Genomic DNA, 25,236 nt, shown 5'->3' with positions numbered 1-25,236 from the left:
AATAACAATTTCTGGCGCGTCGTAGATCAATAATGATCACGGCGAATCATAACTAGGAAGGAACACGATCGTGTCTAAAGAAAAATTTGAACGTACGAAACCGCACGTTAACGTTGGTACAATCGGCCACGTTGACCACGGTAAAACAACTCTAACTGCTGCTATCTGTACTACTCTAGCTAAAGTGTACGGCGGTGAAGCGAAAGACTTCGCATCTATCGATAACGCTCCAGAAGAGCGTGAGCGCGGTATCACAATCGCAACTTCTCACGTAGAGTACGACACTCCAAGCCGTCACTACGCGCACGTTGACTGTCCAGGACACGCTGACTACGTTAAAAACATGATCACTGGTGCTGCACAGATGGACGGTGGTATCCTAGTTGTTGCTGCGACAGATGGCCCAATGCCACAAACTCGTGAGCACATCCTACTAGGCCGTCAGGTTGGTATCCCATACATCATCGTATTCATGAACAAATGTGACATGGTTGACGATGAAGAGCTACTAGAACTAGTAGAAATGGAAGTTCGTGAACTTCTATCTGAATACGATTTCCCAGGTGATGACCTACCAGTTATCCAAGGTTCTGCACTAGGCGCACTAAACGGCGAAGAGCAGTGGGAAGCGAAAATCGTTGAACTAGCTGAAGCTCTAGATACTTACATCCCTGAGCCAGAGCGTGCGGTAGATCAGCCATTCCTAATGCCTATCGAAGACGTATTCTCAATCCAAGGTCGTGGTACAGTAGTAACTGGCCGTATCGAGCGTGGTATCCTAACAGTTGGTGACGAAGTTGCTATCGTAGGTATCAAGGATACAACTACTACAACATGTACTGGTGTAGAGATGTTCCGTAAGCTTCTAGACGAAGGCCGTGCAGGTGAGAACGTTGGTGCGCTTCTACGTGGTACTAAGCGTGACGAAGTTGAACGTGGTCAAGTACTAGCTAAGCCTGGTTCAATCACTCCACACACTAAGTTCGAATCAGAAGTATACGTACTATCTAAAGAAGAAGGCGGTCGTCACACTCCTTTCTTCAAAGGTTACCGTCCACAGTTCTACTTCCGTACAACTGACGTAACTGGCGATATCTCTCTACCAGAAGGCGTAGAAATGGTAATGCCAGGCGACAACATCCAAATGGTTGTTGAGCTAATCGCACCAATCGCAATGGACGAAGGTCTACGTTTCGCTATCCGTGAAGGTGGCCGTACAGTAGGTGCTGGTGTTGTTGCTAAGATCTTCGAATAATTCTTAACGAATTAAACGAAATCTTGCACTCTTCTTCTTTTTGAAGAAAGCGCATCAAGAAAAGGGAGGCTTCGGCTTCCCTTTTTCGTATTTGTTTTTTATTTAGTTATAAGCACAAACTGAAGGTGCTCCCTTCTTGTTTTTAAAAAACAACCTCTTACTTGAAGTATGTTTTTTCTGATTCGCAGTTCCCTCATAAGTGATTGATCCTCTCTTTCCCAACAAAAACCTATATAACGAAATGTTCTCAATACTTTATCAATACGAGTGGTAACAAGAACCATTCCCGTTTATATTTTTGTCTTCGGTTTTTATTAGAAAGGTTTTTATATGTACGTTTGTCTTTGCCATGGCGTCTCCGACAAAAAAATTAGGAAGTTGGCGATAGATGAAGGTGTCACTGATATTCGAGGTATTAAGAGATGCACTGCTTTGGGGAGCCAGTGTGGTAAGTGCATTAAGCAGGCGAAAGAAATCCTAGCAGAAACACATTACACAGAATTAAGACAAGCCAGTTAACTACCTCATTGCTTCTTGAGGATTACTTGGTCTCTTTGACACCTTCTCATTTGCTTCTAAAGTTAATAGAAGCCAAATAGGAGGGCTTTGTCATGAAAGGCGATCCAATCATCATCCAACATCTCAATAAAGTGCTCGGTAACGAGCTCATCGCTATCAATCAATATTTTCTTCATGCTCGTATGTATAAAGACTGGGGGTTAAAGCACCTTGCCGATAATGAATACCACGAGTCGATTGATGAAATGAAGCATGCTGACCACCTTATCGAGCGGATCTTGTTCTTGGAGGGATTACCGAACCTTCAAGATCTTGGAAAGCTAATGATTGGTGAAGATACTAAGGAAATGCTCGAATGCGACCTTAAACTGGAGATGGCGGCCATTCCGGATCTAAAAGATGCGATTGCCTATGCCGAAGATATTCGCGACTATGTTTCGCGTGATTTATTTCAAGATATTCTCGAAGATGAAGAAGAGCATGTGGACTGGCTTGAGACCCAACTTGGCTTGATTGAAATGTCAGGTATTGAAAACTACCTTCAAGCTCAGTATGTCGATGAAGAGTAACGAACATACTGAAGCATTGTTCAAAAAGAATTCATATCATAAAAAGAGCACCTGACCAGAAAATCAGGTGCTTAACACACTTATCTGGTCTAATCTCTTTTATTATCGGCTTTTTAAGGATATTGCTCGCAATCTTACCTATGAAGATTGATTTCTATCCTTTAGAATTTATGCCCCCTTACCTAAAAATAACAAAGAGAAACGATCCATGTCTGAAGACAATCGCCAAGCAGCCACTCCAGAAGAAGAACATCGCCAAAAAGCTCTGGATTACCATGCTTACCCAACCCCGGGTAAAATCGCTGTCGAATTAACTAAACCAGCCGAAACTGCTGGTGACCTTGCTCTTGCATACAGTCCTGGCGTGGCTGAGCCTGTACGTGAAATCGCACAAAACCCTGACAACGTGTACAAGTACACAGCGAAAGGCAACATGGTTGCGGTTATTTCAAACGGTACCGCTATTCTTGGTCTAGGTAACCTTGGCCCACTTGCCTCTAAGCCTGTAATGGAAGGTAAAGCGTTACTGTTTAAGCGTTTTGCTGGCCTTGATTCAATTGATATTGAAGTGAAGCATCGCACGATCGACGAGTTCGTTGATACGGTTGCGAACATTGCTGACACTTTCGGTGGTATCAACCTTGAAGACATCAAAGCACCAGACTGTTTTGAAATTGAAAAGCGTTTGATTGAGCGTTGTGACGTACCAGTATTCCACGATGATCAACATGGTACGGCTATCGTGACAGCCGCAGGTATGCTCAATGCTATCGAGCTGCAGGGTAAGAAGCTTGAAGATTCAACGATTGTTTGTCTTGGTGCTGGTGCTGCAGCCGTTGCGTGTATGGAGCTGCTTATCAAGTGTGGCGCAATGCGCGAGAAGATCTACATGCTGGATCGCAAAGGGGTGATCCATACTCGTCGTGATGATCTGAATGAGTACAAGCAACTGTTCGCAAACAATACAGATAAGCGCACACTAGAAGATGTGATCGAAGGTGCAGACCTATTCTTAGGTGTATCTGGTCCAAATCTGTTGCCACCAGAAGCGTTGAAACTTATGGCTGACAAGCCAGTTGTGTTTGCTTGTTCGAACCCAGATCCTGAAATTAAACCTGAGCTAGCACACGCAGTGCGTGATGACTTAATTATGGGTACTGGTCGCAGTGATTATCCAAACCAAGTGAACAACGTGTTGTGTTTCCCTTTCATTTTCCGTGGTGCATTAGATGTACGTGCGAGTGAAATCAATGACGACATGAAGTTGGCAGCAGTTGACGCAATTCGTGCATTGGCAAAAGAGCCTGTGCCTGAATCGGTACTAAAAGCTGCAGGTGTTGAGAAGCTAGAATTTGGCAGCGACTACATCATTCCTAAGCCAATGGATCCACGTCTGCTACCTCGCGTAGCAAAAGCGGTAGCTCAAGCGGCAGTAGATTCCGGTGTTGCTCGTATTGAGATGCCAGAAAACTACATGGCAGAGTAATTTACTCAGCCACATTGAACACAAAAATGGGACGCATTGACGTCCCATTTTTTATATCTCCAAAAACTGCCCCCGGCGCAGCTTCTAAAGCGGATGAATTTGTAAGCAATTATTCTTCGTCAAATGCTTCGAATTCGATACCCATCGCCGTCATTAACGCTTTTGCTTCAGTTGGAATGTCATCCGGTCTGTCTTTACGAAGGTCTTCATCCGTTGGTAATGGCTGACCTGTATATGCGTGCAGGAATGCTTCACATAGTAGTTCGCTGTTGGTTGCATGGCGTAAGTTATTGATCTGACGACGAGTACGCTCATCAGTCAGCACTTTTAAAACTTTTAGCGGGATAGAAACGGTAATTTTTTTTACTTGTTCGCTTTTTTTACCGTGCTCAGCATATGGGCTAATGTATTCGCCATTCCAGTCAGCCATTGCGCACCTTCATTTATGTAATAAGTTGAAAATTAATATAGGTGCTGATTTTAGCTGCATTTACTGCCACAAGCAAAGACATATAGACGTCTAGAAGTGTTGACGTCTCATTTTTTGACAAGTAAAGTGAACAGAACAGTTAAGGAAGAGTGTTGTTCAGATAGATCTGACAAATTAGATATAGCGCATTCCTATTTAGAAGTCATCACCTGTGAAAGGATACACCCATGAGCACCCGCAAGCCTGCGACCATTGCTGTACGCACTGGTATCGAATCAGACAGCCAATACCACGCTGTTGTTCCACCAATCTACCTTTCAACCAACTATGGTTTCCCTGCTTTTGGTGAAGTCCCTAAATACGATTACACGCGTTCAGGTAACCCAAACCGTGGTTTGCTAGAGAGTGCGTTATCAGAGTTAGAGTCTGGCAAAGGCGCAGTAGTGACTAACTGCGGTACTTCCGCACTTAACTTGTGGGTATCGGCTTTTCTTGGGCCAGATGATCTGATTGTTGCACCGCATGATTGCTATGGTGGCACATACCGTTTGTTCAATACACGAGCTAACAAAGGCGACTTCAAAGTGCAGTTCGTTGATCAATCGGATGAGCAAGCTCTAGAGGCTGCACTAGCGAAAAAGCCAAAGCTTATTTTGTTAGAAACTCCATCGAATCCTTTGGTTCGTGTGGTTGATATTGCAGCGGTATGCGAAAAAGCCAAACAAGTGGGCGCTTTGGTGGCGGTAGACAATACCTTTTTGACACCGGTGTACCAAAAGCCTTTGGATCTCGGTGCTGACTTTGTTATCCACTCAACCACAAAATACATTAATGGCCACTCGGACGTGATTGGTGGTGTGGTGATCACCAAAACAGAAGCGTACGCAGAAGAACTTGCATGGTGGGGCAACTGTATTGGCGCCACGGGTACGCCTTTCGATAGTTACATGACGTTGCGCGGGATCCGCACTTTAGGCGCCCGTATGCGAGTGCACGAGGAAAGCTCTCAACACGTACTCAACTACCTGCAACAGCAAGCTTTGGTCGCGAAGATTTACCATCCGAGTTTGCCAGATCACCCAGGTCACGAAATCGCGAAAAAGCAGCAGTCGGGTTTTGGTTCTATGTTGAGCTTTGAATTTGCAGGCTCATTTGAGCAACTTAAAGTGTTTGTTAAAGAGCTCGAACTGTTTTCTCTTGCAGAGTCGCTTGGTGGCGTGGAGAGTTTGATTTGTCACCCAGCATCTATGACGCATCGAGCCATGGGGGAAGAAGCGTTAGCGGAAGCAGGCGTGTCGCATCAGCTGCTTCGTCTGTCTGTGGGTTTAGAGGATGCACAAGACCTGATTGCCGATCTCGATCAAGCCTTTGTAAAAGCTGCTCAGTAATAGGAGAACTAAAAAATGAGTGTACAACGTCAGTTACATAAATTTGGTGGCAGCAGCTTAGCAAACCCTGAATGTTACTTACGTGTGGCCGATATTCTCAAAGAATACTCTGCCGAGAATGATCTGGTGGTGGTATCCGCCGCGGGGAAGACCACTAATCGCTTGATCGAGTTTCTGGAAGGTTTAGACAAAGATGGCCGTATTGCGCATGAAGCACTGCAAGGCTTAAGACAATTCCAGTCGGAGCTAATTGAATCTTTATTAGAAGGCGGGGTGCAGACGCAATTGCTCGCTTCTTTGCACGATGAGTTCAGTACCTTAGCCGAGTTGGCTGCACCACTGACGGATGCGCAAAAAGCGGCAGTGTTGGGTCACGGTGAAGTGTGGTCTTCACGTTTATTGGCTGCCTTGCTTTCACAACAAAATGTTCCTTCGGTCGCACAAGATGCACGTGCATTTTTACGTGCAGAAGCCGGTACTCAACCGGAAGTTGACCGTGCGCGTTCTTATCCCCTGATTAAGGAGGCGTTGGCGCAACACAGCCACAAACGCGTCATCATCACCGGATTTATGGCGCAAAATGAGGCAGGAGAAACCGTGCTGTTGGGGCGGAATGGCTCGGATTATTCCGCAACCGTAATCGGTGCTTTGGCGGAAGTGACAACCGTAACCATTTGGAGTGATGTTGCTGGTGTTTACAGTGCGGATCCTCGTTTAGTGTCGGACGCATGTCTGTTGCCTTTACTGCGCTTAGACGAAGCGAGTGAACTGGCCCGCCTTGCAGCGCCGGTCTTGCATAGCCGTACGTTACAACCTGTCGCGCAAAGCACGATGGACTTAAGCCTCAAGTGCAGCTATCAACCTGAATCGGGTTCAACGCGTATTGAGCGTGTACTTGCTTCTGGGCGTGGAGCGAAAATCATCACTTCTTTGGATGAGGTATTGTTGATTCAATTGTCCTTTAGACATGGTCATGACTTCAACAAAACCCAAAGTGATGTTTTAAAGTCTCTTCAACGTGCGCAACTCGAGCCACTCTCTTACGAAGCCCAAGCCGATCAGCAAAAATTACGCTTAGCGTACACCGCAGAGATTGCGACAGGTGCGCTGAAGTATCTACAAGATCTTGCGGTTGAAGCTGAAATCAAACTCAAGGAAGGCTATTCACTTGTGGCCGCTGTCGGAGCGGGCGTAACGAAAAATGCCAACCATTGTTTTGGTTTTTACCAAAAATTGAAGCACGCACCAGTTGAATTTGTTTCTGAAACTGAATCAGGTTTAAGCCTAGTTGCGGTACTGCGTCGCACCGATACCGAAGCATTAGTGCAGTTGATTCACAGCCAGTTATTCCAAGCGCAAAAGCGCGTAGCGGTAGCGTTATGTGGCAAAGGCAATATCGGTTCTAGCTGGTTAAATCTATTTGCGACTCAGAAAACAGAACTCGAAAAACGCCACGGTATGAGCTTTGACTTAGTCGCCGTTGTCGATAGCCAGACATATTGGTTTGATGAAAAGGGTATCGATGCGGCGGCGGTTGCTGACAGGTTTGATGAAGAAAGTATTGAGAACGATGGGGCGTGGCTGAGTCGGTTAGGCGATTTACAAGGTTATGATGAAGCCGTGGTATTGGACGTGACCGCGAGCAAAGAGTTGGCGCAACGTTATGTTGATATCGCTCAGCAAGGCATTCATTTAATTTCTGCTAACAAAGTTGCAGGCTCTGCCGACAGTCAGTACTACCATCAAGTGCAAGATGCATTCGCAAAAATCGGTCGTTACTGGCTCTACAACGCGACGGTTGGGGCAGGGTTACCTATTAACCATACCGTGCGAGATCTGCGTGAAAGTGGTGACGAGATTGTGGCGCTATCCGGAATCTTCTCGGGAACACTTTCTTGGCTGTTCCAGCAGTTTGATGGCTCGGTGCCGTTTAATGAGTTGGTCGATTTAGCGTGGCAACAAGGATTAACAGAACCGGATCCGCGTGCTGATTTAGATGGTTCGGATGTCATGCGTAAACTGGTTATCTTAGCGCGTGAGTCTGGTCTGGATATTGAACCGGATAGCGTAAAAGTGGAATCACTGGTGCCTGAAGAGCTGCGCTCTCTGAGTTTGGATGAGTTCTTTGATAATGGCGCACTGCTCAGTGAGATTCTTCAAGAGCGTCTAACCAAAGCACAAAGAGATGAGCAGGTGCTTCGATATGTGGCGCGCTTAGAGAAAAATGGCAAAGCGACGGTGGGCGTAGAAGCATTACCGCGCGAACATGCGCTGGCTAACTTGCTGCCATGCGACAACATTTTTGCGATTGAAAGTAAATGGTACAAGGACAACCCTTTGGTGATTCGTGGCCCAGGTGCAGGACGCGAGGTGACCGCTGGTGCAATCCAATCGGATCTCAACCGCTTAGCTGGATTATTCTAAACTTTGCGAGATACCTAAAAACCCTGGAATTCATCCGGGGTTTTTTATTCCTTCCTCAGTGCCATACTTAAAATAAGATTCGCCATTTTCAAACGTTGTTATGAGTAAATAGCAGATGCGAATTAACTTGAACTATCCTCATTGTTAACGTGAGAAAAATTCATAATCACAAGGTTGACATTAAATCACATTCAATACATTCTGTAGACATATAGACGTCTAAACGTCGATTCAAGGATTTTGATTTCGTGGCGGAGTGCCACAGGGAGAGTAAGATGGGATACACGCACGCAGGCCATATCGACGCCTTAAACCAGAATATCGCTGAGTTGTCAGATAACATTAATGTCTCGTTTGAGTTTTTTCCGCCAAGCAGCGAAAAGATGGAAGAAACGCTGTGGAACTCTGTGCATCGTCTCAAAACGCTCAAGCCTAAATTTGTTTCGGTAACATACGGAGCAAACTCTGGTGAGCGTGATAGAACTCACTCCATTATCAAGGAAATCAAAGCAGAGACCGGCTTAGTTGCTGCGCCTCACCTCACTTGTATCGATGCAACACGTTCAGAGTTGATTGAGATTGCTGATGATTACTGGAATAACGGCATCGAAAATATCGTTGCGCTGCGTGGTGACATCCCACCTGGTGGCGGTGCTCCAGATATGTATGCTTCGGACTTGGTTGAGCTACTAAAATCTCGTCACGATTTTGATATTTCTGTGGCGGCTTTTCCAGAAGTGCATCCAGAGGCAAAAAGTGCTCAATCGGATCTGCTAAACCTAAAACGTAAAGTGGATGCTGGTGCAAACCGTGCCATTACTCAGTTCTTCTTTGATGTGGAATCTTATCTGCGTTTTCGTGACCGCTGTGTTGCGGCGGGAATCGATGTAGAAATCGTACCGGGTATTTTGCCAGTTTCGAACTTTAAGCAAGCCTCACGCTTTGCGGCGCAGAATAACGTTAAAGTGCCAGGATGGATGAGCAAACAGTTTGAAGGTTTGGATGATGATCCTGTGACTCGCCAACTTGTAGGTGCAAGCCAAGCTATTGATATGGTTCGTGTACTAAGTCGCGAAGGTGTAAAAGATTTCCACTTCTATACGCTGAATCGTGCGGAGATGACTTATGCGCTATGCCATACTTTGGGTGTTCGCCCTCGTGTAGCCGTAGAAGCGTAAATCCGGTTTCAAAAAGACAAAAGGCTTGCCAAGTGGCAAGCCTTTTTCGTTGTCTCTAAGTAAAAGGAAATTAACCAATCACTTCAAGTTCTGTTAGGACTTCTTCTGCCCAAGTGATCCACGTTTCACGTAACAGTAGGTTACGACGAAGCGTTAGGCGCTCTAAACGAGCTTGTTTGTCCAAAGTTGAAGGCGTTGCGTAGTAAGCCGCTTCAATTTCTTTGTAGTGAGAAACCAGTTTACGAGACTCTTCAACAAGTTCTGCTAGTTGATCACGGAAAGGTGTTGATGGTTGAACAGCACAAGCCATAAGTTTCGCTGAAAATTCATCACGAACGGTTGGGTGTGCAGTTGGTTGATCAAACCATTCTCCAAGAGCGCTACGGCCTGCATCTGTGATGGAGTAAACCTTACGGTCTGGTTTGCCTTCTTGAGGTTCTAGTACGCAAGTAACCAGCTCTTTCTCGGCCATTTTATTTAGCTCACGGTAAACTTGTTGGTGGCTTGCTTTCCAGAAGTAACCGATGCTAGCAGAGAATTCTTTAGTGATATCGTAACCGGTTGCGTCGCGAGTGCTAAGAACAGTTAAGATTACGTGTGGTAATGACATGTCTTCAATCCAAATGGTCAATAAACTTGTAAACAAGCTACTTATACTTTCAGCTGCGCTCTTACTGGCGCTTGAGTTTTTTAATGTATAAGTAGCACCAACAAAGTTGGTCCTGTCACCTTAAAGCCGTTTATCACCTAGAGATGGGGATCCCCATCAGGGCTGGAGCAGGTATGATTGGATTTATGAGCTCTCAGCAGGCAAGTAGTATATAAATAATAAGCATGAAGTGGAATACTAGGACAAAATTACCCTGAAAAACTAACATAATACTCAATAGAGTTATTTTGTAGTTAATAATTCTAATTTGTTGGTATTTTATGGGTTTTTTGCGGTGTAAATGTCTGGTTATTTGCTGAGCAATTATGTGGTTGGAAGTTATGAATATAAGAAAGGCTGAGTATGAACTCAGCCTTTTGTATTACGAATGGTTATTTTTAACCCGTGTTACGCATACCTGCTGCAATACCCGCGATGGTCACCATCAGAGCCTCTTCAAGGTTTGCAGACGCCTCTTCTGTTTGACGAGTACGGTATAGCAATTCAGCTTGAAGCATGTTCAATGGCTCTACGTAGATGTTACGTAGGCGAATTGATTCTTGGCCCCATGGGTCGCTTTGCATTAGGTTCTCGTTGTTCTCTACGTTCAGTACGGACTTAATATCACGTTGAAGTTGTTCACGCAGTCGGTCACCCAATGGTTGAAGTTGAGGTTCAACTAGGCGTTGGTCATAGTAGCGAGAGATTTCCATGTTGCACTTGGTGTACACCATCTCAAGCATACCTAGGCGAGTTGAGAAGAACGGCCATTCGCGACACATTTCTTCTAGCAGCGCCTGATGACCTTTGTCTACTGAGTACTGAATAGCTTCACCTGCGCCTAACCAAGCCGGAAGCACCAAACGGTTTTGGCTCCACGAGAAGATCCAAGGAATTGCACGTAAGCTTTCTACACCGCCATTTGGATTACGTTTCGCTGGGCGTGAACCAAGCGGCAGTTTGCCTAGCTCTAGTTCAGGCGTCGCTTGACGGAAGTATGGAACAAAATCTGGTTCGCCACGGACGACGCCACGGTAAGCTTCACAGCTCACTTCCGACAGGACTTCCATCAAGTCGCGCCATTCTTGTTTTGGCTCTGGTGGTGGCAGTAGATTTGCTTCCAAAATGGCGCTTGCATACAAGTTGAAGCTGTTTACCGCAACATCTGGTAGACCCAGTTTAAAGCGGATCATTTCGCCTTGTTCTGTTACGCGTAACCCGCCTTTCAAGCTCTTTGGTGGTTGAGACAGCAGAGCTGCGTGTGCAGGTGCGCCGCCGCGACCAACGGTGCCGCCACGACCATGGAACAGAGTCAGCTCAACACCTTCGTCTTCTGCCACTTTAACTAGAGATTCCATAGCATGGTACTGAGCCCAGCCTGCCGACATGACACCCGCATCTTTTGCTGAATCAGAGTAGCCGATCATGACCATTTGGTGGTTTTGAATAAAGCCACGGTAAAGGTCGATACTCATTAGCTGCTTAATGACCGATTCCGCATTATTCAAGTCGTCTAGAGTTTCGAACAGAGGACAAACATCCATACGGTAAGGGCAGCCCGCTTCTTGCAGTAATAGGTGCACAGCGAGTACGTCTGAGGCGGTACGAGCCATTGAGATGACGTAAGCACCGAACGCTTCGCGCGGTTGCAGAGCGATGATCTTACAGGTGTCTAAAACCTCTTTGACAGGCTCTGATGGTTCCCAATCGCGTGGCAGTAGCGGACGTTTAGACGCAAGTTCATTGGTGAGGAAAGCAATTTTATCTTGCTCGCTCCACTGTTCGTAATCACCAATGCCGAGGTATCGAGTCAGCTCAGAGAGTACATCTGCGTGGCGCGTACTTTCCTGGCGGATATCAAGACGAACTAGGTGAACGCCAAATGCTTTCACACGACGCAGCGTATCTAGCAACGAGCCGTCAGCGATGACGCCCATGCCGCACTCATGCAGTGATTGGTAACACGCGTACAGAGGATCCCAAAGCTGTTCAACTTTTTGTAGCGGTGCTTTGACTGCCAGTTTTTGACCGTGGATCTTCGCATCAAGAATATCTTTGGTTTCATTGAGCAGAGCACGTAGTTGTTTCAGGATTGCGCGGTATGGTTCATGTTGATCTTCACCAGCAAGTTCACGAACTTGATCGTTAGAAACGGTCATCGAGAGTTCGCTGATCAATTCATTGATGTCATTGAGATAAAGGTCAGCGGCTTTCCAACGAGACAGAAGCAATACTTCACGTGTTACGCTATGAGTAACGAACGGGTTGCCATCACGGTCACCCCCCATCCAAGAAGAGAAATGCACTGGACGAGCATCAATTGGTAAACCTTCACCTAGGTAAGACTTCAGACGATCATTCATTTCACGTAGGAAATCTGGCACAGCTTCCCACAGTGAGTTTTCTACTACGGCAAAGCCCCATTTCGCTTCATCTAATGGAGTAGGGCGTTGTTGACGAATCACGTCAGAATGCCAGCTTTGTGCGATAAGTTGCTCTAAGCGACGCTCTGTTTTTTTGCGTTCTTTAGAAGACAGGTCGCTGAGTTCTAGTTTGGATAAACACTCGTTGATCTTGACCAGTTTATTGATCATGGTGCGGCGAGTGATTTCCGTTGGGTGCGCGGTTAATACCAGTTCAATATTCAAATCACGTACCGCTTGAGCCGTATCGAGTTTGCTAACATCGTTTTGTACCAGTTTTGAAAACAGCGAGTTGATCGCGTCTGGTTCACAGATGTGTTCTTCACAGTGACGTGAAATGGTGTGGTATTGCTCGGCAATATTGGTGAGGTTTAGAAATTGGTTAAACGCACGGGTGACTGGCGTTAGTTGCTCATCGGGTAGGTGTTTGATTTCTTCTATCAAGCTTTCCCTGTCTGCTTGATTACCTGCTTGAGCCGATTTGGATAATTTACGAATGGTCTCCACTTTCTCGAAGATTTCTTCGCCGTGGGCATCGCGAATCGTGTTACCCAGTAAGTGGCCTAACATGCGCACATTGCTTTTAAGTGCGGCGTATTTCTCGTTCATTGTCGTCCTGCCTCGTAAAAAAACTACATCCATTGTCCTTGTTAAGACACCAATCTAGCGAAAAGCACCAGTTCTAGTCAAATAAAGCAGACTAAGTTTGCAATTATTCGGCGTCTCTCCTGATTTAGAGCAAAGTTTCGACGGGCATAGAATTAAAAGTGAAAATTAATTACAAAATAACAAGTTAAATTCGTGTTAACGGTGCATAAAACCTTGTGCTTTGAGAGCCAAAATATGCAGCTCATCGGAGCTGCATAAAGGCTTTTTTTAAACTCAATCAACAACAATACTTAACCATCGCCTTTGAGAGCACATCAATGGTTGGGTCGATAAAATCAAAGGAGAGAAACTCATCTGGTTGGTGCGCTTGTTCGATAGAACCAGGGCCAAGTACCAGAGTCGGACACAGTTGCTGCAAGAAAGGCGCTTCCGTGCAGTAGTTGACGGTTTGCGAACTGGTTTGACAGATCTCTTCAACACCACCGATAAATGGATGATCGTGCTGGCATTCATATCCTGGAATTGGCTCATGCAATGGTACGATGTCGATTCGTCCTGGCCATTTAGCTTCTACTTCTTGTAGTGCGCTGCGCAGCATGTTTTCTAAACCGTCCAAACTGATGCCCGGCAATGGGCGAACGTCATAGTGCAACTCGCAACAACCACAAATACGGTTGGCACTATCACCGCCAAGGATATGGCCTAAGTTCAACGTTGGACTAGGGATGGCAAATCCTGGGTGGTGATACTCTTTAATGAGTTTGTCGCGCAGTTGCATCATCGCAAACAACACTTCATGCATGATTTCAATCGCGTTGACGCCCAAAGCTGGGTCAGAGGAGTGGCCGGATTTACCGGTAACCCGAATCGCATTGGCGACATGCCCTTTGTGGCCACGAATAGGAACTAAGCTAGTGGGTTCTCCAATGATGCAGTAATCCGGCTTGAACGGCGCGTTTGTGGTGAAGTGTCTTGCACCGAGCATGGTAGTTTCTTCATCACAGGTGGCCAATACGTAAAGCGGCTTGTTTTGCTTGCTCCAATCCACCTTTTTTACTGCTTCATAAATGAAAGCAAAAAAGCCTTTCATGTCTGCCGTACCCAGACCGTAGAAGCGGTTGTCTTTCTCAGTGAGCTTATGGGGATCAAAGCTCCAGCGTCCTTCATCAAATGGCACGGTATCGCTGTGCCCAGCAAGCAGCAGACCGCCTTCGCCTTCGCCCATGCGTGCAATCATATTGTGTTTGCCTGGTTCGACTTCGATCACCTCAACATGAAAGCCAAGATCTTTAAACCAAGTGGCGAGTTTCTCGATCACTTTGGCATTGCCTTGATCCCAGCTTGGATCAGTCGAGCTGATCGAAGAGGTACTAATGAGTCCTTCATAGACCTCTAGAAAAGTTGGTAATTGCATGGATTCTTCAATTCTCCTATTGACAGACCGAGCACAAAAATGTAAAACACATATTAACTCATATTTAATGAATAAAAAATCAAAATAAAGCTAATTTTAAATATGAATAATCATTTTGAGCTTTAAGTATATGGATGTCACACAATGCTAAAAACCACAATTATCGGAGCCAGCGGTTACACCGGCGCAGAGTTAGCGTTCATGGTTAATAAACACCCACAACTCACGCTATCAGGTTTATACGTTTCCGCCAACAGTGTCGATGCAGGAAAAACCATTGCACAGTTACACGGTAAATTGGCGAACGTGGTCGATATGGTGGTGAATGCGTTGACCGATCCAAAGCAAGTCGCGCAAGACTCTGATGTGGTTTTTTTAGCTACGGCTCATGAGGTCAGCCATGATCTTGCTCCTATCTTTCTCGACGCTGGATGTCAGGTCTTTGATTTGTCCGGCGCGTTTCGTGTCAAATGCGATGGCTTTTACGACACCTTTTACGGCTTTGAGCATCAATTCAACAACTGGCTAGATAAAGCAGCATACGGCTTAGCAGAGTGGAACCAAGAATCAATAAAAACCACTCCTTTGATTGCAGTAGCAGGTTGCTACCCAACCGCTTCACAGCTTGCAATCAAACCTTTATTAGAACACGCATTACTGGATAACAACCAATGGCCAGTGATTAACGCAACCAGCGGTGTATCAGGTGCAGGGCGTAAAGCCTCCATGGTTAACAGCTTCTGTGAAGTGAGCTTGCAACCTTATGGTGTCTTTAACCATCGTCACCAACCAGAAATTGCTCAGCACTTAGGTTGCGATGTGATTTTTACTCCGCACCTAGGCAACTTTAAACGCGGCATTCTTGCCACGATCACTATGAAGCTAGCATCAGGCGTTACAGAGCAACAAGTCGCTCAAGCATTTGAACAAGCTTATCTAGGAAAGCCTGCCGTGCGTTTAAAAGGCGATGGCATTCCACGTATTCAGGATGTCGAAAATACCCCTTTCTGCGATATCGGCTGGAAGGTACAAGGCGAACACATCATTGTGATTTCAGCCATCGACAACCTACTCAAAGGTGCATCAAGTCAAGCGATGCAATGTCTCAATATTCATTATGGTTACCCAGAACTGACAGCGTTGCTGTAGTCGTTGAAAGAGGGAAATGCGATGACGCAAACCAATCAAGCTCCTTTAGTCATTAAGCTAGGCGGTGCAGCTCTATCTTGCACTCAAACCTTAAGCCAACTTTTTGGTGCCATTGCGGCTTACCAAAAATCGGCACAGCGACAAATCGCCATCGTTCATGGCGGTGGCTACTTGGTGGATGAGTTGATGGCGAAACTTCAACTTAAGACCGTAAAGAAACATGGTCTACGTGTGACGCCATACGATCAAATTCCAGTCATTGCCGGTGCGCTGGCAGGAACGGCAAATAAGTTACTGCAAGGTCAAGCGATTGCCGATGGTTTGAATGCGGTGGGCTTGAGCCTAGCGGATGGTGGTCTTTGTCACGTCGAAGAGTTAGACCCTGAATTAGGTGCGGTGGGCAAAGCGACACCGGGTGACTCAAGCCTACTTCAAGCGATTTTAAATACGGGCGCACTGCCTATCATCAGCTCTATTGGTCTCACGGCTGAAGGTCAAATGATGAACGTGAATGCGGATCAAGCAGCGGTTGCCGTTGCGGGTGCTTTGGACGCGGAGTTGGTGCTGTTGTCAGATGTAAGCGGTGTGTTAGATGGCAAAGGTCATCTGCTTAAAAGCTTATCTGAGAAAGAAGCCAATGCGCTGATCGAAGGCCAAGTGATCACTGATGGGATGATCGTCAAAGTGAAAGCTGCTCTCGAAGCTGCAAACGATCTTGGTCGTCCGATAGAAGTGGCGACGTGGCGCTACCCAGAAAAACTCACGCAGTTATTTGCTGGTGAAAGTATTGGAACACAGTTTTTGCCTCAATAAGCGGAAGCAAAACAGTTAAAGAATTCAACATTAGGAAGTGGTTGGCACTGACCGCCGAGCGCAGCGCCAGTTAAGTTTGGAGAAAAAACATGAGCAAAGTGAACGTAAATAAAGTGGTAGTCGCATACTCAGGCGGTCTAGATACTTCAGTAATCATCCCGTGGCTAAAAGAGAATTATGACTGTGAAGTCGTCGCTTTCGTGGCCGATGTAGGTCAAGGTGCTGAAGAGCTTGAAGGCATCGAAGCGAAAGCAAAAGCATCTGGCGCATCAGAGTGCTACATCGCTGACCTAAAAGAAGAAATGGTAGCAGACTACATCTACCCAACACTAAAAACCGGTGCTTACTACGAAGGCAAATACCTGTTGGGTACATCAATGGCGCGTCCAATCATTGCCAAAGCGCAAGTTGAAGTGGCACGTAAAGTGGGCGCGGACGCATTGTGTCACGGCTGTACTGGTAAAGGTAACGACCAAGTGCGTTTCGAGGGTGCATTTGCTGCGTTAGCACCAGATCTACACGTTATCGCTCCATGGCGTGAGTGGGATTTAGTGAGCCGCGAACAATGTCTGGATTACCTTGCAGAGCGTAACATTCCTTGCTCAGCGTCTCTAACGAAGATTTACTCACGTGATGCGAACGCATGGCACATTTCTACTGAAGGTGGTGTGCTAGAAAATACATGGAATGCACCAAACGAAGATTGCTGGGTCTGGACCGTTGACCCTGAACATGCGCCAAATGAAGCTGAATACGTTACGTTGAAAGTCGAAAAAGGTGAAGTTGTGGCAGTGGATGGTGAAGCGATGACACCATACAACGCGCTAGTTTACTTAAACGAAAAAGGCGCAAAACACGGTGTGGGTCGTATTGATATTGTAGAGAACCGTTTGGTGGGAATGAAGTCTCGTGGCTGTTACGAAACTCCGGGAGGTACCATCATGATGGAAGCTCTGCGCGCAGTTGAACAATTGGTGCTAGACAAATCGTCATTCGAGTTCCGTGAAGAACTTGGTCTAAAAGCCTCTCACCTTGTGTACGACGGTCGTTGGTTTACACCGCTATGTAAGTCGATTCTTGCTGCCTCAGAAGAGCTAGCACAAGACGTCAATGGCGAAGTGGTTGTTAAGCTATACAAAGGTCAAGCAACGGTAACGCAAAAACGTTCTGACAACAGCTTGTACTCAGAAGAGTTCGCTACTTTTGGTGAAGATGAGGTTTACGATCAAAGTCATGCTGGTGGCTTCATCCGTCTTTACTCGCTATCAAGCCGTATTCGTGCATTGAATAGCCAGAAAAAATAATCACTCCCCATCTCGGATTGAATAAAGGCCTGCCAACATATGGCGGGTCTTTTTTTATTACCCAAAGAGTCGCAAATTAAGCGGGGTGAATATATATGTAAAAATATTGAATTTATACTTTATTTTTATATTGAATTGCCGTAACGTTGGCGTATAAGAAAAAGTGAGCAAATGACCACCGATTTCGTCATCACTCATTAGACACGTTAGAGTAAGCAATAGTCATCAGGAGAGACGCAATGGCATTATGGGGCGGAAGATTTACCCAAGCGGCAGATACCAGATTCAAAGAGTTCAACGATTCGTTGCGTTTCGACTACCGATTGGCTGAGCAAGATATCGTAGGCTCAATTGCGTGGTCTAAAGCATTGCTTTCGGTTGGTGTATTATCAGCAGAAGAGCAGCAAAAGCTCGAGCTCGCTTTAAATGAGTTGAAACTCGAAGTGATGGAAGATCCGCACCAGATTTTACGCTCTGATGCTGAAGACATTCACTCGTGGGTGGAACAGCAGTTGATCAGCAAAGTCGGCGACTTAGGTAAAAAGCTGCACACTGGTCGTTCTCGTAACGACCAAGTGGCGACCGACTTAAAGCTTTGGTGTCGTCAGCAAGGGCAGCAACTTCTTATTGCACTTGATCGTCTGCAATCGCAAATGGTGCAAGTGGCGAAACAGCATCAAGGTACGGTTTTGCCTGGTTATACTCACTTACAACGTGCTCAGCCTGTGACGTTTGCTCATTGGTGTTTGGCGTATGTTGAAATGTTTGAGCGTGATTACTCACGTCTGAGTGATGCGCTGCAACGTTTAGATGCCTGTCCGCTAGGTTCTGGCGCATTAGCTGGTACTGCTTACCCAATTGATCGTGAACAATTGGCGCATAATCTTGGTTTTCATCGTGCTACGCGTAACTCACTCGATTCGGTATCGGATCGTGACCATGTGATGGAACTGATGTCTGTCGCTTCTATTTCTATGCTGCACTTGTCACGTCTCGCGGAAGATATGATTTTCTACAACTCAGGCGAGTCGAACTTCATTGAGTTGGCAGATACAGTGACATCTGGCTCGTCATTGATGCCACAGAAGAAAAATCCAGATGCGCTAGAGCTCATTCGTGGTAAGACTGGTCGCGTGTACGGCGCACTTGCTGGCATGATGATGACAGTCAAAGCCCTGCCACTGGCGTACAACAAAGACATGCAAGAAGACAAAGAAGGTTTGTTCGATGCGCTTGATACATGGAACGACTGTATGGAAATGGCAGCGTTGTGTTTCGATGGGATTAAGGTTAATGGCGAACGTACGTTAGAAGCCGCGAAACAAGGCTACGCCAATGCCACAGAATTAGCGGACTACTTGGTCGCGAAAGGCATTCCTTTCCGAGAAGCGCATCATATTGTCGGTGTGGCTGTCGTTGGCGCGATTGCCAAAGGTTGTGCACTGGAAGAGCTGTCACTGCAAGAGTTACAAGAGTTCTCTGACGTCATCGACAACGATGTGTACGACATCCTAACGATTGAGTCTTGTCTAGAAAAACGTAGCGCGCTTGGTGGCGTGTCACCAAAACAAGTCGCTTATGCCGTTGATCAAGCGGACAAGCGTTTGGCGCAGCGTGATAGTTCGGCCGTTAAAGTACGTCCTGCACGTTTAACGGATATCGAAACGCTTGAGGGCATGGTTGCGTACTGGGCGAATATGGGCGAAAACTTACCTCGTTCTCGTAATGAACTCGTTCGCGACATTGGCTCATTTGCCGTTGCTGAACATCATGGTGAAGTGACTGGTTGCGCATCTCTGTATGTGTATGACTCTGGACTTGCGGAAATTCGCTCGCTCGGTATTGAGGCGGGTTGGCAAGGACAAGGGCAAGGCAGCGCGATTGTGAACTATTTGGTGGATAAAGCACGTCAAATGGCGATTAAGAAAGTCTTCGTACTAACACGTACGCCAGAGTTCTTTATGAAGCAGAGTTTCTTGCCAACATCTAAGTCTCTGTTGCCAGAAAAAGTGTTGAAAGATTGCGACCAATGCCCGCGTCAACATGCCTGTGATGAAGTCGCGTTAGAGATCAATTTAGTTGAACAGATCATCCAACGCAGCCATGTCGCATAGCGTATTGATTTTGTTAGCATTTAAATAGATATCGTTAGATAGCGATCATTTACATAAGTTTTTGCTAAAAAAATCGAAAAAACTTTGAACCTTTGAGAGGAAGCTCGGTCTATTAAAGTACCACTGCTTTTTCTTAGAAGAATCTAAGAGAGCCCCAGAATCGAGATTGATTTTGGGGCTTTTTTCTATCTGTCATTTGTTATGATCCTCTCCATTCTGTTTCCCGCGACGACGCTGCCACGGCAAGATGACAAAACGCATCCATAAGTGCAGAAACAATAAAATGTTAAATGCAAAGCCCGCAAAGATCAGGGCGATCGATTCAATGCTTTGTGGGTGATCGCGAAAAGCAAACCACCAAATGATCCAACACACAACTGAAAGTACGGTCAATTGATCCATGCATCGTTGACAACGACCGATCTTTTTCCAAAACCAATGTTCTTGGCAGCTACGACAAGCCATGATGTTTACCTCAATTCAACTTGCCCAAGATTAGCAGAAGATGAATAGGCTTTACCATGTGCGCTTGTTAGGTGGTACGGACCCAAAAATGGAAAATTAGCTTGGATGAAATTCTGTAGAACGTAACTGGTGTATGGTGCCGCGTCAGCCGAAAATAGGAAAAGATAATGTCGACAGAACTGAGAGTAGCACTAGGACTTGCCGGGGGATTTTTCACCATTGGGTTCACCGCGATTGTGCTAGTGAGTCGTTATGCGATGATGTAATCCATGAAACTCTAGTCCAGAAAAAAGCCTCGTATCTGCGAGGTTTTTTTGTATTTGGCTTGGGAATAGAAACAAGACGTTATGATGAACAAAAAGTGTTGTATTTAAAAACGTTGATTCAGGTAGTAGAACGATTTAAGAACTAAGGACTTAGATTTGAGCGGGAAGAGACAGGGTGGCCTCCGAGTCAAAGACGTCGGAGACCGGGGGTGTAGGCTATGGACAGGTTAGCCTAGGTAAGTTTCTAGCTCTTCGCTACCACCGATGTGTTTACCGCCGATGAATACTTGCGGGACGGTCGTACGGCCTGTAATAGCACGAAGACTGACGGAAGTTGCATCTTTCCCCAAAATGACTTCTTCATATTGAAGACCGTGATCAATCAAGTTTTGTTTGGCTTTCATACAGAAAGGACAACCAGGCTTGGTAAATACAGTGATCGATTCCTGAGTTCTGTACTCTGGTGCGATGTAGTTCAGCATAGTGTCGGCATCCGATACTTTGAACGGGTCTCCTGGTTCATTTGGTTCGATAAACATCTTCTCAATCACACCATCTTTTACCAGCATGCTGTAACGCCAAGAACGTTTACCAAAGCCGATGTCATTTTTGTCCACGAGCATGCCCATGCCATCAGTGAACTCTCCATTACCATCTGGAATAAAGGTGATGTGCTCGGCTTCTTGGTCGTGTTTCCAAGCGTTCATAACGAATGTGTCGTTTACAGAAATACACAAAATTTCATCAACACCGTGTTCTTTGAACACAGGGAATAGCTCGTTGTAACGAGGTAAGTGGCTAGAAGAACAAGTCGGTGTAAACGCTCCAGGCAAACTGAATACGATCACGGTTTTGCCTTTGAATAGATCATCCGAGGTAACGTTCACCCAAGTATCACCTTGGCGAGTCGGGAAAGTAACCTGTGGTACGTTTTGACCTTCTTTAGATACAAACATATTGATTCCTTTAAAATATTCGAGTGAAGCGTTTAGAGCGTGACTTGTCGTTTGGCTCTGTTTCGTTTTGTTGAGCCCATTATTGTAAAAATCCTTTGATAGCTCTAATCGTTTGATGCTATGGTTTTGATAGACATTGACTATCATCAAATAGAAGCGAATCGTGTGTTATGAATATTCGGGATTTTGAGTACTTAGTCGCACTGGCGGAGCACAAGCATTTTCGCAAAGCGGCAGAGGCATGTTTTGTCAGTCAGCCAACGCTTAGTGGTCAAATACGTAAGCTGGAAGACGAACTCGGCACGGCATTGTTAGAAAGAAGCAGTCGCCGAGTGTTGTTCACCGACTCTGGCTTACAGCTGGTGGATCAAGCTAAACGCATTCTGAGTGAGGTGAAAACCTTTAAAGATATGGCCAGCGGACAGAGTGGGGCGATGACCGGTCCAATGCACATCGGTTTTATTCCGACGGTTGGCCCGTACTTATTGCCTAAAATTCTTCCACAGCTGAAAGAAAAGTTCCCTGAGCTTGAGCTGTTCCTGCATGAAGCTCAAACTCATCAGTTGGTTCGTCAGCTAGAGGAAGGGAAGCTGGACTGTTTGGTATTGGCTTCTGTGGCGGAAACTGCCCCATTTAAAGAGATTGAAGTGTACAACGAACCGCTTAGTGTTGCCGTACCATGTGGTCATGAATGGGCACAGCTCGACCAGGTTGATATGTTGGAGCTCAATGGGAAGACCGTGCTGGCTTTAGGTGATGGACATTGCTTACGCGACCAAGCGTTAGGTTTCTGCTTTGCGGCAGGAGCAAAAGATGATGAGCGCTTTAAAGCCACCAGTTTAGAAACTTTGCGTAATATGGTTGCTGCGGGAGCGGGTATTACTTTGTTACCTCAGCTTTCTATTCCAGCCGAAAAACAAAAAGATGGCGTTTGCTACATTCCTGCCGTCAACCCTACGCCTTCACGCAGCATTGTTTTGGCGTACCGCCCTGGCTCTCCGTTGCGTGCTCGTTTTGAAGCATTAGCAGCGAAAATCAAAGCAATTCTAGAGTCGCAGCCATCTTCTATGGCCGCTTAACGTTATAAAAAAGGGGAGAGCCAACGCTCTCCCCTTATCTTTTCTTTCGTTTGGTTTAGAACAACTCTTCCGTTGTGCCACCAGAACCGCTTGAATAAATGCTGTCTTCGAGGCTGTTACCAACGTATTCGGTTGGCTCCGTGCCTTTCTCAAAGTATTCAAACATGGACGTGCTATCCACTTTATGAGTCAGCAGACCGCTGTTGCGATCGATGCGAACGCGCACGATGTCATCTGGAATATTCTTGCCTTGTTCTGGCTTGCCTTCCAATGCTACTTGCATAAAGTCAATCCATGCTGGCTCTGCTGTTTTCGCTCCTGATTCAGCACCAGATACTTGGCCTTGACCCAAATTGCTGTTCACTGTCGTGCGGCCTAACGCGCGTGAGTGATCATCGAAGCCCACCCATGCAATAGCAACCACGCCCGGACCATAACCGTTGTACCATGCGTCTTTTGAATCGTTAGTCGTACCAGTTTTACCACCAATATCACGACGCTCAAGTTTTTGTGCACGCCAGCCGGTACCGTTCCAGCCAGTTCCTTCACGCCAGTTGCCGCCACCCCAGATGTTGCTGTACATCATTTCACGCATCAAGAATGCGTTTTGTTCAGAGATCACTTGTGGTGCGTATTTTGGTTCATCATTTTCTAGTGCGTTCTCTGGAGCTTGGCCATCAACGGCAACGTCTTGCTCACCGAACTCACTTGCAAAGCGATCCATTTCTGGTTGTGGGCTCATTTGTGGGCAATCTTGATGACAAACGCTCTTAGGGTTGGCTTTAAACAAAACTTCGCCAAATGCATCTTCAACGCGTTCGACATAGAACGGCTCAACATAGTAACCGCCGTTTGCAAAAACCGAGTAACCTTGCGCCACTTTCATTGGCGTTAAGCTACCCGCACCCAAGGCGATAGTTTCTGAGCGAGGTACTTCGTTGATATCGAATCCAAAGCGAGTTAGGTACTGACGAGTTTCATCCAGACCCACTTCACGTAAGGTACGAACCGCCATTACGTTTTTCGATTGCGCTAAGCCAATGCGAAGGCGAGTTGGACCACCGTAAGTTGGAGGTGAGTTCTTTGGTCGCCATGCTGAGCCTGAACCTGCGTCCCATTTGTTGATTGGCGCGTCGTTGATCAGAGTTGCTAACGTTAGGCCTTTATCGATAGCGGCTGAGTAAATAAATGGTTTGATACTAGAACCAACCTGACGCACGGACATGGTTGCGCGGTTAAACTTGCTGTGAACAAAGTTAAAACCACCTACCAGTGACAAAATGCCGCCATTTTCAGGATTCATCGCGACAAATGCGGTGTTCGCGCTAGGCACTTGGCTTAGCTTCCAGCTGCTTTGAGTGTTGCCATCTTCATCGGTCGTCGTTAGCTCGCGAACCCAAATTTGTTCACCTGCAGCTAAAACCTCTTGTGCAGATTTTGGTGTTGAACCTTGACGGTTATCGGTGAGGAATTTGCGTGCCCAGTTTATGCCAGTCCAAGGGATGGTTTGTGCGTCGTTATTTTTCACAACAACTTGCGCCGTTTTGCCTTCCACTTTTGTCACGACAGCAGGGTAAAGATCGCCGTAAGTTGGCTGGCCTTTTAGATGCTTCTCAATTTGTTCTGCATCCCAAGCGGCTTCCCCTTCTTTCCACAACACTTTTTCTGCGCCGCGGTAGCCATGACGCTCGTCATAAGCCATTAGGTTGTTTACCGCAGCCTTATTGGCAGCGTCTTGCAGTTTAGAGTCAACCGTCATGTAGATATTCAAACCCGACGTATAGGCTTTCTCTTCACCGTACTCTTTTACTGCCCATGCACGTGCAAGTTCGGCAACGTAAGGCGCAGACACTTCAATTTCTGCGCTGTGGTAACGAGCAATGATTGGTTCGTTACGTGCTTCATCGAATTGTTCTTGCGTAATGTACTTTTCATCGAGCATACGCATTAGCACAACGTTACGACGTTTTGTTGCACGTTCTAGCGAGTAAATTGGGTTCATGGTTGAAGGTGCTTTTGGCATTCCCGCCAGTGTAGCAATTTCACTAAGCGAGAGCTCATTTAGGCTCTTACCAAAATACACCTGAGCTGCTGCACCAAAACCGTATGAGCGATAGCCAAGGAAGATCTTGTTAACGTAAAGTTCCATGATCTCTTGTTTGCTCAGCAGTTGCTCAATGTGAATGGCAATGAAGATCTCTTTGATCTTACGCATTAGTTTCTTCTCGTTGGATAAGAAGAAGTTACGCGCTAGCTGCTGAGTGATGGTACTCGCGCCTTGCTTTGCTGAGCCGGAAAGAGCAACCACGACAGCTGCACGAGTAATACCGATTGGATCGATACCAGGGTGCTCGTAAAAACGGCTGTCTTCGGTGGCGATCAGTGCGTGAATTAGATCTTGAGGAATTTCATCGTAAGTAACAGGAATACGACGCTTTTCACCAAACTGTGCGATCAGCTTCCCGTCTTGACTAAATACCTGCATAGGTGTTTGTAATTCAACGTCTTTTAGAGTTGCAACGTCTGGCAATTCAGGCTTCACGTACTGATAGAAGCCAAAAATTGTGGTGACTCCAAGAATTATGCAAATCAATGTTAAAAATAATAAACGCTTTATGAACTTCACCGGAGAATCCCTGATTGGTTGAGGCTGTGTAACGGCAAACCCTTGTACTCTTAGGTCAAAAATTTAGCACATAGAGATATTAACTCTTATTTGGGTGCTAATAACAACCTTTGCGCGAAG

19 protein-coding genes are annotated in these 25,236 nt (G+C 46.1%); 12 read left to right on the top strand and 7 right to left on the bottom strand.

Annotation, left to right across the window (positions count from 1 at the left end):
- The first annotated feature begins 70 nt into the window (after positions 1-70).
- From tuf to OU793_RS13085, 4 genes are all read left to right on the top strand, one after another.
- On the top strand, positions 71-1,255 hold the full coding sequence (gene tuf, locus OU793_RS13100) for an elongation factor Tu (protein WP_005480487.1): 1,185 nt from the start codon (positions 71-73) through the stop codon (positions 1,253-1,255).
- Between the two features lie 330 nt (positions 1,256-1,585).
- Positions 1,586-1,774 carry a (2Fe-2S)-binding protein gene (locus OU793_RS13095; protein ID WP_005496545.1) on the top strand — a complete coding sequence of 63 codons (189 nt, stop codon included), beginning with the start codon at positions 1,586-1,588 and terminating at the stop codon, positions 1,772-1,774.
- 92 nt (positions 1,775-1,866) lie between these two features.
- Positions 1,867-2,343 (top strand): bacterioferritin, encoded by a 477-nt coding sequence (gene bfr, locus OU793_RS13090; RefSeq protein WP_140103412.1) that lies wholly within the window; start codon positions 1,867-1,869, stop codon positions 2,341-2,343.
- 208 nt (positions 2,344-2,551) lie between these two features.
- On the top strand, positions 2,552-3,829 hold the full coding sequence (locus tag OU793_RS13085) for a malic enzyme-like NAD(P)-binding protein (RefSeq protein WP_005465132.1): 1,278 nt from the start codon (positions 2,552-2,554) through the stop codon (positions 3,827-3,829).
- A 109-nt stretch (positions 3,830-3,938) separates the two neighbouring features.
- Here OU793_RS13085 and metJ read toward each other — a convergent pair whose 3' ends face one another.
- Positions 3,939-4,259 carry a met regulon transcriptional regulator MetJ gene (metJ, locus tag OU793_RS13080; protein ID WP_005432736.1) on the bottom strand — a complete coding sequence of 107 codons (321 nt, stop codon included), beginning with the start codon at positions 4,257-4,259 and terminating at the stop codon, positions 3,939-3,941.
- Between the two features lie 227 nt (positions 4,260-4,486).
- Here metJ and OU793_RS13075 point away from each other — a divergent pair, with 227 nt between their 5' ends.
- The 3 genes from OU793_RS13075 (at position 4,487) to metF (ending at position 9,249) form a co-directional block, all read left to right on the top strand.
- On the top strand, positions 4,487-5,647 hold the full coding sequence (locus tag OU793_RS13075; protein ID WP_025506751.1) for an O-succinylhomoserine (thiol)-lyase: 1,161 nt from the start codon (positions 4,487-4,489) through the stop codon (positions 5,645-5,647).
- 15 nt (positions 5,648-5,662) lie between these two features.
- Entirely contained in the window at positions 5,663-8,071 is a 2,409-nt protein-coding gene (locus OU793_RS13070) for a bifunctional aspartate kinase/homoserine dehydrogenase II (RefSeq protein WP_025506749.1), read from the top strand.
- A 275-nt stretch (positions 8,072-8,346) separates the two neighbouring features.
- Complete coding sequence (gene metF / locus OU793_RS13065; RefSeq protein ID WP_005465139.1) at positions 8,347-9,249, top strand: methylenetetrahydrofolate reductase; 903 nt, start codon at positions 8,347-8,349, stop codon at positions 9,247-9,249.
- Between the two features lie 70 nt (positions 9,250-9,319).
- On the opposite strand, the gene OU793_RS13060 is transcribed toward metF, so the two are convergent.
- The 3 genes from OU793_RS13060 to argE all read right to left on the bottom strand — a co-directional run bounded on the left by OU793_RS13060 (position 9,320) and on the right by argE (position 14,344).
- Positions 9,320-9,859, bottom strand: a complete 540-nt coding sequence (locus OU793_RS13060; protein ID WP_005395734.1) for a PadR family transcriptional regulator — start codon at positions 9,857-9,859, stop codon at positions 9,320-9,322.
- Positions 9,860-10,296: 437 nt separating this feature from the next.
- Positions 10,297-12,930 (bottom strand): phosphoenolpyruvate carboxylase, encoded by a 2,634-nt coding sequence (gene ppc, locus OU793_RS13055; protein ID WP_005465143.1) that lies wholly within the window; start codon positions 12,928-12,930, stop codon positions 10,297-10,299.
- A gap of 277 nt (positions 12,931-13,207) precedes the next feature.
- Positions 13,208-14,344 carry an acetylornithine deacetylase gene (gene argE / locus OU793_RS13050; RefSeq protein ID WP_140103411.1) on the bottom strand — a complete coding sequence of 379 codons (1,137 nt, stop codon included), beginning with the start codon at positions 14,342-14,344 and terminating at the stop codon, positions 13,208-13,210.
- Positions 14,345-14,488: 144 nt separating this feature from the next.
- On the opposite strand from argE, the gene argC reads away from it, so the two are divergent.
- From argC to argH, 4 genes are all read left to right on the top strand, one after another.
- Positions 14,489-15,493, top strand: a complete 1,005-nt coding sequence (gene argC / locus OU793_RS13045; protein WP_159404020.1) for an N-acetyl-gamma-glutamyl-phosphate reductase — start codon at positions 14,489-14,491, stop codon at positions 15,491-15,493.
- A 21-nt stretch (positions 15,494-15,514) separates the two neighbouring features.
- A complete protein-coding gene (gene argB / locus OU793_RS13040) occupies positions 15,515-16,306 on the top strand; it encodes an acetylglutamate kinase (protein WP_005496562.1) in 792 nt (263 codons plus the stop codon).
- Positions 16,307-16,395: 89 nt separating this feature from the next.
- Positions 16,396-17,610 carry an argininosuccinate synthase gene (locus tag OU793_RS13035; protein WP_159404021.1) on the top strand — a complete coding sequence of 405 codons (1,215 nt, stop codon included), beginning with the start codon at positions 16,396-16,398 and terminating at the stop codon, positions 17,608-17,610.
- Positions 17,611-17,849: 239 nt separating this feature from the next.
- Positions 17,850-19,724 (top strand): argininosuccinate lyase, encoded by a 1,875-nt coding sequence (gene argH / locus OU793_RS13030; protein ID WP_140103408.1) that lies wholly within the window; start codon positions 17,850-17,852, stop codon positions 19,722-19,724.
- A 192-nt stretch (positions 19,725-19,916) separates the two neighbouring features.
- On the opposite strand, the gene OU793_RS13025 is transcribed toward argH, so the two are convergent.
- Positions 19,917-20,189, bottom strand: coding sequence for a DUF3624 domain-containing protein (locus tag OU793_RS13025; protein ID WP_017449461.1), 273 nt, complete (start codon positions 20,187-20,189; stop codon positions 19,917-19,919).
- Positions 20,190-20,682: 493 nt separating this feature from the next.
- Entirely contained in the window at positions 20,683-21,411 is a 729-nt protein-coding gene (locus tag OU793_RS13020) for a redoxin family protein (protein WP_015297397.1), read from the bottom strand.
- A 170-nt stretch (positions 21,412-21,581) separates the two neighbouring features.
- Between OU793_RS13020 and oxyR the strand changes: the two genes are divergently transcribed.
- A complete protein-coding gene (gene oxyR / locus OU793_RS13015) occupies positions 21,582-22,490 on the top strand; it encodes a DNA-binding transcriptional regulator OxyR (protein ID WP_159404022.1) in 909 nt (302 codons plus the stop codon).
- 55 nt (positions 22,491-22,545) lie between these two features.
- Here oxyR and OU793_RS13010 read toward each other — a convergent pair whose 3' ends face one another.
- Positions 22,546-25,116 (bottom strand): penicillin-binding protein 1A, encoded by a 2,571-nt coding sequence (locus tag OU793_RS13010; RefSeq protein ID WP_005480476.1) that lies wholly within the window; start codon positions 25,114-25,116, stop codon positions 22,546-22,548.
- Positions 25,117-25,236: the final 120 nt, after the last annotated feature.

The sequence above is a fragment of the Vibrio sp. VP6 genome (genome assembly GCF_028823755.1).
GTDB classification, from domain to species: domain Bacteria; phylum Pseudomonadota; class Gammaproteobacteria; order Enterobacterales; family Vibrionaceae; genus Vibrio; species Vibrio parahaemolyticus.
Note: the sequence above shows the minus strand (reverse complement) of the source record. Positions and strands in the feature narration are given on the sequence as shown.